The following is a 9,519-nucleotide window of genomic DNA, read 5'->3' as shown; positions in this document are numbered from 1 at the left end:
GACGCAGGAGTGTGTGGCTTCTACGCACCGGAATGCGCGCTACTCCATCTCCTGCGTAGACGCAGATGAGGGCTAAACCCCTGCTGCCACCTTGGTTTCGTGCGGCCCTGGCCCGATACAAAGATGTGGGTAATGGGTAGCGCAAGCGGGAGAGGGGGAGAATTCGAGCGCGCTTCGGCTGGTGTGATGCACTCGTCCCGCCCGCCTCACCTCATCTTGGAGACGTGCGGGTCGCCGGCCACCCAGAAGCGCAGCGGCCAATCCGCCGCGCGGGTGATTCCGATCCGCGGACCGATGGCGACTTCGGTGTCGGACACCGTGCGGCCGGGTGCGATCCACAGCGGCGGCGCGTTCATCGGGTGGCGGTTCAGGGCCGCGTCCACGCCCAGCGCGCGGGCCAGGTTCCCCGGCCCCCGTAGCAGGTCCCGGTCCGGACGGCCCGGGCGGCGGGCGCGCATCGCCTCCCCACCCTCGATGGGGCGCGCGGCGCGCAGCAGCACCGCCGCGCCGAATCCCTCGACGCCGGTCACCACATTGAGGCACCAGTGCACCCCGTAGATCAGGTACACGTACGCCGTCCCCGCCGGGCCGAACATCGCGTCGTTGCGCGCCGTCCGCCCGAAGCGCGCGGCGGCGTGCGACGCGTCGTCCTCTGGGCCGACGTACGCCTCGGTTTCCACGATCTCGCACAGGCACCGCTCGCCGCCGACCTCCGAGACCAGGAGCGCTCCCAGCAGCTCGCGCGCGACGATCTCCGCCGGGCGATCGCAGAAGGAGGCCGGCAGCGGCGCGGGCTCCACATGCGGCGAGCGCCGCGCCCGGACGGGTCCGGACGCGGCGCTCGCTCGTGGATCAGGGCTCACTCGGCGTCGCCGCCGTTCGCCCGCCCGGTGCGGCTGCGGCCCCGTCCACCCCGGCGGCGTGGGCGGCGTGCGGCACCTTCGCCGCCTCCCTCCCCCTCCGCTCCACCGGCATCCTCCACCGGCGCGGGCGCCGGCTCGGGTGCGTCGGCTTCGGCCGATGCCGGTGCCGCGGCTGCGCGGCCACGGCCCCGCCCACGACGTCCTCCGGCGGCCGGCTCGGAAGCCGGCGCGTCGTCAGCCGGCGCATCAGCCACCGGAGCGGCGGCGGGCGCATCCGACGCCGGGGCGGCATCCGCACTCGCACGTGCGCCACGGCTACGGCGCGGCCGCGCCGGGCGGTCGGCCGAGGGTTCTGCCGCGGGCTCCGCGGCGGGAGCTTCAGGCTCCGCAGCGGGAGCCGGCGGGGCTTCGGCCGCGGGGGCCTCCGCTTCCGCACCCGCATCGCCGCCGGCGTCGCCACCGGTGCGCGCGCGGCCGCGTCCACGTCCGCCACGGCTCCGGCGGGGGCGGGCGGGCTGGTCGCCTTCCAGCGGAGCAAGCTCCGTCGTGGCCTCACCCATCAGCGTCGGATCGGTGTCGCCCACCACTTCCTCGGCCTGGGCCGCGGTGGCGGGCTCCGCCTCACCAGCCGGCGCGTCGCCCGTGCCCGCGTCGCCTACCAGGGTAGGATCGGTGTCGCCGATCACCTCGTCGGCCTGCGCTGCGGACGACGACTCGCGTCCGCGCCCACGCCCACCGCGCCGCCCACGCGAGCGGCCCCGCGCCGGCGGCTCGTCGCCACCCACGTCGGGTGTCACCGCGTCGCCCAGCAGCGTGGGATCGGTGTCTCCCACCACCTCTTCCGCCACGGCCGGGACGGACTCGTCCGCGACCGGGGCAGTTTCCTCGGCCGCCGCAGCCTCGACGGGTGCCGGGCCGATGTGCTGCTCGCGTTCCGCCGCCCACTGCTCCAGCAGCGGACGCGCCTTGCGGGCGCCCAGCAGCTCGCGGACGGCGTCGGGGTTCTCGTCCAGCGTGCGCCAGACATCGGCCCCGTAGGCGTCTGCCAGCGCTTCGCCGGTCGCGCGGCCCACGAAGTTGTACGACGACACGTGCTGCACCACGGCGTCACGACCGGTCGGCAGCGTGAACGTGGTCGCCGCCTGCGGAGCGGCTTCGGCCGGTGCCTCTGCCGCGGGCTGCGCGGCGGCGGGCTGCTCCGGCTCGGGCTGCGGCGCGGGCGCCGCGTCGGCGGGACGCGCGGCCGACGACGGAATCCCCTGGCCCGGAAGCAGCGGCGGCGGGCCCGACGGCTCGGCGGCGAAGCGGCCCCCACGGCCGCCCCGGCGCGCACGGATGCCCACGGCGCCCGCGCTGGTGGACGAGCCGCGGTTGGCGATGCTCGCCGGATCACCCAGCTGCGCGGTGGGGACGGTGGGCTGGCGGTGCTCGATGAGCGCGCCGTCGTCCATCTCCTGGATGGCGGCGGCCGGCGTCATCTCCGGCAGGTCAGCCGCGACGGACGGCGGTGCGGCATCGGCACGGGGAGCCTCCACCGGCGCGATGTCACCGCCAGCGCCGGCCACCTGGCCGGGGAGGAACGGCGGCGGGCCGGAGGGGGCGCCGCGCCGTCCGCGTCCACGCCCACCACGGCCGTCGCGTCCCTCGCGGGGCGCCAGGCTGGCGGGATCGTCGGACGCCGGGCCGGCCGTGGTGTCGGCGGCCTGGGAGGACGGCGCGCCAGCGGTCAGCACTGGCGCGGGAAGGCGCATGCCGCCGGACGAGGGAAGCAGCACCTCGTATCCGCCGTCATCCTGGCGGCGGACGTCGACCACCTGGTCCTCGTGCGCCTGGCGGAGGAAGCGGCTGAACTTGCTGAAGCCCAGCGAGTGCTCGTCGAAGCCCGGCTGCAGCTCCATCATGCGGCGCTTCAGGTCGCCGTCGCGCACGGTGGACCCCGGACGCGCCATCTGCCGGACCGTGTGCTGAAGCAGGGCGTACGCGTTGCGGAGCGGATCGACGTCCGCGGCCGGGGCCTCCGGCGCGGGGCGCGAGGGGCGCTCGGCGCGGGGCCGCTCGGCCGCGCGCGGCTCGTCGGCGGCTGGCGCCTCGGCGGCGGCCTCGAACGGCGCGGGCGCCTCGGCGAAGAACTCGGCCGGCGCAGGCGCGTCCGTGGCCGGGGCGTCGGCGAAGGAAGGCTCGAACGCGGCCGGCGGGGCGGCGTCCAGGTCTACCTCGATCTCCAGCGGCGTCTCGTAGCTGCGCGGGCGCTCGCGCTCGCGGTCCCGTTCGCGGTCGCGCCCGCGGTAGCGGTCGCGGAAGCCGCTGCGTCCACGGTCGCGGCCACGATCGCGGTCGCGCCCACCCTCGCGGTCGGCTTCTTCGCGCTGGCGCTCGCGGCGCGGCTCGTCGAAGGGCGTCTGCGGCTCGTCGCCAGGCTGCGGGGGAACGATCTCCCACTGCCCCTCGTTGTCCTTGCGCAGGCGCACCAGCCCGCGCGACTGGGCGTCGGTGATGAACTTGCTGAACTTGCTGTACCCCAGGTCCTTTTCGCTGAAGCCGGGGTCCAGGTCGATCATCACCTGCTTCAGCCGGTCCACCCGCATCACGTCGCGGTTGCGCACCATCTGGCGCGCGGCCTTCGTCACCAGCTCCCACGGGTCTTCGCGCACGCCGGTGTCGTCCTGCGCGCGGGTGAGGCCGGAAAGGTTGTGGTACGAATAGTATTCGTCGCAGTTCTGGATCAGCAGGTCGCTGGCCGACTCGCGCATCCCCACGCCGATCACGTACTTGCCGTACTCCTTGAGCTTCATCACGCAGCTCGAGAAGTCGGAGTCGCCCGTCAGCAGGATGAAGGTGCCGATCTCCGGCCGCATGAACGCCAGCTCGATGGCGTCTACCGCCATGCGAAGGTCCGTGGCGTTCTTCTTGGAGGTGCCGTAGGCGGGGGCGAAGATCAGGTCGACGGAGGCTTCCGTCAGGGGAACGACCGACTGGGGGTAGCGGCGCCAGTCGGCGTAGGCGCGGCGCACCGCCACCTTGCCGCGGAACACGTCGGAATCCAGCATCGCCTTGAGCTCCTTGCCCAGGTCGGTGCGGATGTTCATGGTGACGTTGTCGAAGTCGATCAGCAGGGCCGCGCTGCGGCCGCTGGGCATGCCCGCCGAAGTGGGCACGCGGGTGGAAACGTTGTTCATGTCTCGTCAGTCCGTCGTTTGCGTTGTGCCGACGAGACCCCTTTTCCTCGGGGGGGAGCCAGCGCGGGGGCACGAAGCGCGAAAGTACGAAAGCGGGAACCGGGGCTGGGGTTCCGTACACTTTCGTACTCGGGCGCCGCGTACTTCCGCACTCCCCGCCGATGGCGAAAGGAGCCTCGAAGCGTCTTGTTTCATCACCGCCGGCTGCTCTCCTCGGCGTTGATCATCCGCGCGAGCTCCACCCGGCGCACCTTGCCGCTTCCCGTCAGGGGAAAGCCGTCCAGGAAGCGCACGAGGTCGGGAACCTTGTAGTCCGCCAGCACCTCGCGGCAGAAATCGCGGATTTCCTCACCCGTCACGATGGCGCCCTCGACGGGGACGATGCAGGCGCATGCCTTTTCGCCCAGGATCTCGTCGGGAAGGCCCACCACCGCCACGTCGAGCACCGCGGGGTGCGCGTGCAGCCGGTCCTCTACCTCGCGCGGGTACACGTTGAACCCGCCGCGGATGATCATTTCCTTGCGGCGGCCGATCAGGTGAACGTAGCCCTCCTCGTCCACCATCCCCAGGTCGCCGGTCAAAAAGAACCCGTCGGGCGTAAACACCTGGGCCGTCTCGCCGGGCTGCCGGTAGTACCCCTGCATGACACCCGGCCCCTTGATGGCCACCTCGCCCACCGACTCCACCGGAAGAACCGAGCCGTCGGCGTCGATCACCCGCACCTGGGTCCCGTCCAGCGGGCGTCCCACGGTGGCGATCTGCTTGCCGCGCGGGTCATCGGGGGTGTTGACGGACACCGTGTTGCCGGTTTCCGTCATCCCGTATCCCACGCGAATCCCCGGCACCAGGTCCCGCATGATGCGCTGCGCCAGCTCTTCCGTCACCGGCGCGCCGGCCACGATGCCCGTGCGCAGCGACGAGAGGTTCCGCGAGGCGCGGGTGGGCTCGTTGAGCGCCAGGATGAAGTTGGTGGGCACGCCGTGGATGACCGTCACCCCCTCGCGCTCCACGGTCGCCAGCGCCTCGGCGGGGGCAAGCCCCTCGTCCAGCACCAGCGAGGCGCCTGCCGCCATCGTGCCCAGCACCCCGGTGCCGATGCCGAACACGTTGAAGAGCGTGTTGACCCCGAACACCACGTCGTCGGCCGTCAATCCGATGGCCTCGGCCGTGGTGGCGGCGTTGGACATCAGGTTCTCGTGCGTGAGCGCCACCCCCTTGGGCTTGCCCATGGTGCCCGAGGTGTAGACGATGGCGAACAGCGCATCGGACGGTCCCTCCCACCGGGGGAACGGCCGCCCCTCGCCGCTGGACACCAGGTCTTCGAACTGGTGGATGCGGTCGTCGTACCAGAGGTCTTCCTTGCCCACCGACAGCACGTACTGAAGGTCGGGGAGCACGCCCAGGAACTGCTCGAAGCGCGCCAGGTAGTCGATACCCCCCCAGTTTTCGGCCGTGACCACGGCCACCGACTCGGAGTGGCGCAGCGCGTACTGCAACTCCGGCGGCGTGAAGCGCGGGTTCAGCGGCACGATCACCGCGCCCAGCTTGGCCGCGGCAAAGGCGCTGACGACGAACTCGGGCCAGTTGGGAAGGGTGAGGGCGATGCGGTCGCCAGCTTCGATGCCCAGCTCGTGCAGGGCGGACGCCAGCGCGGCGGCCTGCTGGTCGACCTGTCCGTACGTAAGCCGCTGCTCGCCGAACGCAACGAAAGGCCGCGTCGGGTGCTCCCGCGCGCGGAGCTCCAGGCTCTCCGCGAGCGTGAGACCACGAAAGCGGTCGCGTAGCGTCATGTAGCCTCTAGTGCGGGTGCTCCATCCTGTGCCGACGGGCAGAAACATAACTGGGGGTTCAGGGTGCGTCAAACGAAGGGGGTTGCGGGGTTTTCGGCGGCTGCCGGCCATTGCCGGGGGTCACAACGGTAACTACGGTAACAACGGTCACAGCACGCATTTCCGGTCCGTGCGGCCGTCGCGGTTTTCAGTAGTGACCTTTGTTACCGTACTGACCGTAGTTACTGTAGTTACCGGCCCGTCTCCCTTCCCTACCCCCGCCCCCACCGGCTATCTTCCGCCCTCCACCACAGCGTTCTCAGCAGGTTCGCCGAGCAAGCCTTGCAACCGATTCCCGAGTACCTCCGCGGGCTCAATCCCGAGCAGCGCCACGCCGCGCTCGCCACCGAGGGGCCCGTCCTGGTCCTGGCCGGCGCGGGCTCGGGCAAAACCAGCATGCTCGTGCACCGGATCGCCTACATGATCCGCGACCGGGGCATCAATCCCAAGCAGATCCTGGCCGTCACCTTCACCAACAAGGCCGCCACGGAGATGCGCGAGCGTGTCGCCCGGATGGTGGGGAAGGAGGCCAGGGGCGTCCTCCTCTCCACCTTCCACTCCCTGGGCGCGCGGCTGCTGCGCGACTACGGCGACCGCATCGGCCTGCCCAAGGATTTCTCCATCTATCCCACGGGAGACCAGGCGCAGGCCGTCAAGCGCATCATGGCCGAGGAGGTGCACATCAGCGCCACCGTCGGGGAGGATTCGTTCGATCCCAAGCGCGTGCTCTTCGCCATCTCCGACTGGAAGAACCGCCTGGTCACCCCGCCCGAGGCCGCGCGCGAGGTGGCGGAGGGGCGGATGAAGAACGACCGCAACGACGACTACGCCGTCCTCGCGGCCGACATCTACCCGCGGTACGAGGCCACCCTGCGCGCCGCGGGAGCGTGCGATTTCGACGACCTGCTGGTGCTTCCCGTGCAGCTGCTGCGCGACCATCCCGACGTTCGCGAGCGGCTGTGGAAGCGCTGGCGGTACGTGATGATCGACGAGTACCAGGACACCAACGGCGCCCAGTTCGAGGTGGCCCGCATGATGGCCGGTCCGCTGAAGAACCTGTGCGTGGTGGGCGACGACGACCAGTCCATCTACGCCTGGCGCGGCGCCGACGTGCGGAACATCCTGGACTTCGAGAACCACTTTCCCGGCGCGCAGGTGGTGCTGCTGGAAGAGAACTACCGCTCCACGCAGCGCATCCTCGACGCGGCCAACGGGGTGATCGCCAACAACTCGTCGCGCCGCCCCAAGCGGCTGCGCACGGGGAACGGCCCCGGCCCCAAGATCGACTACTGGTCGTTCAACGAGACGAGCGGAAAGACGTCGGAGGAACTGGAATCGGAGATGGTGGCCCGCGAGATCGGCGTGCGCCGCTTCGCCGAAAAGCTGAAGTGGGCCGACTTCGCGGTGCTCTATCGCACGAACCTGCAGAGCAAGCCCTTCGAAGAAGCGCTGCGGGCGGCCAACATCCCCTACCGCGTGGTCGGCGGGCAGTCGTTCTTCGACCGCAAGGAGGTGGCGGACCTGGTGGCCTACCTTCGCGTGATCCTCAACCCGCGCGACGAGGTTTCGCTCCGCCGCATCATCAACTACCCCGGCCGCGGCATCGGGCGCACGACCATCATGAAGCTGGTCGACGCTTCGCGCGCCGCGCACGAGCCGCTGTACGAAACGCTCAAGCGGGTGGGCGAGGTCGACGGGATCAACCGCGGCACGACAGAGGCGGTGCGGTCGTTCGTGGAGATGATGGAGGAGCTGCGGATGGAGTTCCAGTCCACGCAAGCCGCCATCGACCACGGGCTTACGACGCAGCGGTCGCTGTTCGGCTTTACGCAGGAGATGGTGAAGCGCCTGCGGCTGGAAGAGGCGGTACGCGCGGACAATTCCAAGAGCGAGCGCGCGGCTGCGGTGCGGGTGGACATCCTCCGCGAGTTCGTGGGATCGATCCAGCGGTTCGAGGAGCGCACCTGGGCCGACCGCCCTCCCCCGGACGACGAGGACGACTGGAACCCGCCGGCGATGCGCGCCTTTTTGGAGCGCGTGTCGCTGACGGACGAGGACGACCGCAAGGACAAGGAGGACGAGGCTCCCGACCAGGTGACGCTGCTGACCATGCACAGCGCCAAGGGGCTGGAGTTCACCCACGTCTTCATCGTGGGTCTGGAGGAGGAAATCCTGCCGCACTCGCGCAGCGTGAAGAGCTCGGCGGCGGCGGAAGCCGACGCGGAGGAGAACTGGCAGACCTGGGAGGCGAACGGGGGCGGCGACCCCATTGCGGAGGAGCGCCGCCTGTTCTACGTGGGAATCACGCGGGCACGGCACCGGCTTACGCTGTCCGGCTGCGCCACCCGCCGACAGCGTGGCGACCTGATCGTCCGCAAGCCGTCGCGCTTCCTGGCCGAGATCCCTGCCGAGCTGCTGGACCAGAAGACGCCGGGCGCCACCACCTCGCTCTCGCCGGAGGAAAGCAAGTCGTTCCGTGCGAACGTGATGGCGGACCTCCGCAAGCAGCTGGCGGGGGGATGAACGGCGGTGGGCGAGGCGCGCCGCGGCGAGGAAGGTCGCCTTAGCACCGAGCCCCTGTCATCCAGAGGCGCAAGCGCACCAAACCGGCCCGCACTCCACCCTCTGCGCGCCGTCGGATCTAGCCGAGGATACTTCGAGACTGGGGCGCGGCAGCGGTCACCAAAGCCCAGGCCTCGGCTCTGCTGGGGCGGATGAATCCGCGGCAACAAAGGCCCAAAGTCCGCCTTCGCGGACTGCACCCGATGGCTGGGTGCGCGTGGCCAGCGCATGCGCATTCGAAGTCTCCCCTCTCCGCACGTAGTTTGTGCGGGGAGGGGTCGGGGGAGGGGCCTCCCGCGGCATGCGCGACAGCCGGTCTGATACGTTTTTGCCGAAATCCCCCGAGCTGCTGCCTGATAATCAATGGGAGGTAGCGATGAGGATCGTAGATATTAGCGAAGCGAAAACCCACCTCGACCGCCTCGTAGAAGAAGCAGCGCGCGGAGAGGCGTTCGTTATTGCCGTGGCGGGTACGCCGATGGTGAAGGTTACGGCGATTGAGTCACCCAGCCGCACCGGCCAGCGTCGTCTTGGGTTTCTCGAGGGGCGGATTCGCGTCCCTGACGACTTCGATCAGATAGGGCGCGAGGTGATCGACGATTGGTTTCGCGGGTGACCTCTGATTCGCGATATCTGAATGCGATGCGGTCAACGGTTCGTCCATGGACGGCTTCTTTGTGTTTCCCAGGCGACGGCACCGAGGCCGAGGCATTGGTGACCGCTACCGCGCCCGGCGGAAAGGCATCCGCGGTTAGATCCTTCGCCCCGCGAGCCTCGGTTTGCGGGCAGGTACGGTGCACCTGGGGCTGAATAGAAAAAGTCCAATTCGTCCAAATTCCAAACGGCGCCCGCGAACCTCTTTTCATTCCTCAGGGTCGGCCGCAGGACGGTGACAGACTCAGGATGACAGGCTGTTGCGCGTCAAAGACTTGGATGCGCTCCTCCCCCTGAAGTGTACCCCCTCTCCCACGCTGTTTGTGGCGCTGTTTGTGGGAGAGGGTGGCACGCGTGTCAGCGCGGCCGGGTGAGGGCCCACGGCAGCGAGGACGCCGGTGTTGTTCTCCCCTCTCCGCACGCAGTTTGTGCGGG

General features: G+C 70.1%; 5 protein-coding genes. 2 read left to right on the top strand and 3 right to left on the bottom strand.

The window, feature by feature from the left end; translation table 11 throughout:
• Nucleotides 1-206: 206 nt before the first annotated feature.
• From VF632_RS08265 to VF632_RS08255, 3 genes are all read right to left on the bottom strand, one after another.
• The gene (locus VF632_RS08265; protein ID WP_331022402.1) at nt 207-863 is read right to left on the bottom strand and encodes a DNA-3-methyladenine glycosylase; all 657 of its coding nucleotides are present in this window, start codon (nt 861-863) and stop codon (nt 207-209) included.
• Nucleotides 860-4,039: an NYN domain-containing protein gene (locus VF632_RS08260; protein WP_331022401.1), complete on the bottom strand. Its 3,180-nt coding sequence runs from the start codon at nt 4,037-4,039 to the stop codon at nt 860-862. Before VF632_RS08260 ends, VF632_RS08265 begins: the two co-directional genes overlap by 4 nt.
• A gap of 194 nt (nt 4,040-4,233) precedes the next feature.
• Nucleotides 4,234-5,829: a class I adenylate-forming enzyme family protein gene (locus VF632_RS08255; protein ID WP_331022400.1), complete on the bottom strand. Its 1,596-nt coding sequence runs from the start codon at nt 5,827-5,829 to the stop codon at nt 4,234-4,236.
• A gap of 321 nt (nt 5,830-6,150) precedes the next feature.
• On the opposite strand from VF632_RS08255, the gene VF632_RS08250 reads away from it, so the two are divergent.
• Together VF632_RS08250 and VF632_RS08245 are read left to right on the top strand one after the other, a co-directional pair.
• Complete coding sequence (locus VF632_RS08250) at nt 6,151-8,391, top strand: ATP-dependent helicase (protein ID WP_331022399.1); 2,241 nt, start codon at nt 6,151-6,153, stop codon at nt 8,389-8,391.
• Between the two features lie 415 nt (nt 8,392-8,806).
• Nucleotides 8,807-9,046 carry a hypothetical protein gene (locus VF632_RS08245; RefSeq protein ID WP_331022398.1) on the top strand — a complete coding sequence of 80 codons (240 nt, stop codon included), beginning with the start codon at nt 8,807-8,809 and terminating at the stop codon, nt 9,044-9,046.
• Nucleotides 9,047-9,519: the final 473 nt, after the last annotated feature.

This window comes from Longimicrobium sp. (genome assembly GCF_036388275.1).
Lineage (GTDB): Bacteria > Gemmatimonadota > Gemmatimonadetes > Longimicrobiales > Longimicrobiaceae > Longimicrobium.
The sequence above is the reverse complement of the archived record's forward strand: the minus strand, read 5'-3'. Positions and strand labels throughout refer to the sequence as shown.

What these genes read in the sequence shown, in the direction of transcription:
- VF632_RS08260 (WP_331022401.1), bottom strand. Translation starts at nt 4,039, where the DNA reads ATGAACAACGTTTCCACCCGCGTGCCCACTTCGGCGGGCATGCCCAGC.
- VF632_RS08255 (WP_331022400.1), bottom strand. Translation starts at nt 5,829, where the DNA reads ATGACGCTACGCGACCGCTTTCGTGGTCTCACGCTCGCGGAGAGCCTG.
- VF632_RS08245 (WP_331022398.1), top strand. Translation starts at nt 8,807, where the DNA reads ATGAGGATCGTAGATATTAGCGAAGCGAAAACCCACCTCGACCGCCTC.